The sequence below is a fragment of the Streptomyces sp. NPDC045899 genome, from assembly GCF_056431485.1.
The window spans coordinates 1-1,899 of sequence record NZ_JBWKKP010000077.1; the positions used below are offsets into that span (position 1 = coordinate 1).

The 1,899-nt window shown below is 67.0% G+C and carries 1 protein-coding gene; it reads right to left on the reverse strand.

The window, feature by feature from the left end; all coding sequences use genetic code 11:
• On the reverse strand, positions 1-1,899 hold a 1,899-nt coding region (locus AC07FT_RS36400), incomplete at both ends, for a type I polyketide synthase (protein ID WP_479180453.1).

Consider the following 1,899-nt stretch of genomic DNA (forward strand, 5'->3'; position numbering starts at 1 on the left):
CACACCCGGCCGCTCCACCACAAACGACCGCAAACGAGCAGCCTGACCACACAACGCCCCCGACCCACGACCCGACAACACAAACGGCAACACCGGCCATTCACGCGTAGCCGTCGGCGTTGGCCGCCGATCGGCCAGTGCTGGTTCATTCGGCGGTTGCTGCAGAATGACGTGTGCGTTCGTCCCGCTGATGCCGAACGAGGACACTCCGGCTCGCCGGGGTCGGCCGGTGTCCGGCCATTCTCGTGATCGGGTCAGCAGCGCCACCCCACCGGAAGACCAATCCACCTCGGTCGAGGGGTCCTCGGCGAACAGGGTTCTGGGCAAGAACTGGTGGTGCAGCGCCATCACCATTTTGATGACCCCGGCCATGCCTGCCGCCGCCTGCGGGTGTCCGATGTTCGCCTTCACCGATCCGAGCCACAGGGGTGAGCCGTCGGTGTGCTCCCGCCCGTAGGTGGCCAGTAGTGCCTGTGCTTCGATCGGGTCCCCGAGCCGGGTACCCGTGCCGTGCCCTTCCACCACGTCGACATCGGCGGCCGTCAGCCCTGCGTTGGCCAGCGCCTGCCGGATCACCCGCTGCTGCGATGGTCCGTTCGGGGCCGTCAGTCCGTTGGAGGCCCCGTCCTGGTTCACGGCCGAACCCGCCAGCTGCGCGAGCACCCGGTGCCCGTTGCGCCGCGCATCGGACAACCGTTCCAGCACCACCAGGCCCACGCCCTCGGACCATCCGGTGCCGTCCGCGCCCGCACCGAACGACCGGCACCGGCCGTCCGGAGACAATCCACGCTGCCGCGCGAACTCCGTGAGGATCATCGGAGTGCCCATGACCGCGACACCGCCGGCCAGCGCGAGCGAGCACTCGCCCGCTCTCAACGCCTGCGCCGCCAGGTGCAGTGCCACCAGCGATGACGAACAGGCCGTGTCGACCGTTGTCGCGGGTCCCTCGAAGCCGAACTGGTACGCGATGCGACCGGACAGGACCCCAGGCGTGGTACCGGTGAGCAGGTATCCGCCGGCGTCAGTTCCCACCGCACCGTATCCGTGCGGTGTTGCTCCTACCACCACGCCGGTCTGGGTGCCGCGCAGTGAGTCCGCGTCGATACCCGCGCGCTCGAAAGCCTCCCAGGCAACCTCCAGCAACAACCGCTGCTGCGGATCCATCGCCGTCGCCTCACGGGGCGAGATCCCGAAGAACCCGGCATCGAACTCACCCGCGTCGTGCAGGAACCCGCCACCACGCGCATACGTCGTCCCCGGATGATCCGGATCCGCGTGATACAGACCCTCCACATCCCAGCCACGCGCCTGAGGAAAACCAGTGATCCCCTCCCTGCCCTCGACCACCAGCGACCACAGATCCTCCGGAGAACCCACCCCACCCGGATAACGGCAGGCCATCCCGACCATCACCACAGGATCATCGGGATCAGCAATCGACGCGGACCGGGTGTCGACGTCGACATCTGCGCCCGACACCACGGATTGCAAGTGTTCGATGAGAACAGCGGGAGTGGGGTAATCGAAGATCACCGAACTCGGTAGCGTGATCTCCAGGGCGCGCGAGAGCCTGTCCCGGAGTTCGGCGGACATCGAGGAATCGAAGCCCAGATCCCTGAATGTCCGACCGAGTGCGCCCTCACCGAGCACGCCGCTGCCGAGAGTGGCTGTGATGTGCACGCGAGCCAGCTCGGTCATCCGATGCGTGCGCTCGGTTTCACCGAGCCTCCGCAGCTCACTCACCAGAGCCGACGTCTCTACCGATGTCTTCTCGTCGTCGAGCGACATGTCGAGCCAGTAGTGCTGGCGTTGGAAGGCGTAGGTGGGCAGTTCGGTGTGGTGAGCGCCGGTCCCGGTGAACACCTCCGACCAGTTCACCGCCACCCCGGCGGTGAACAA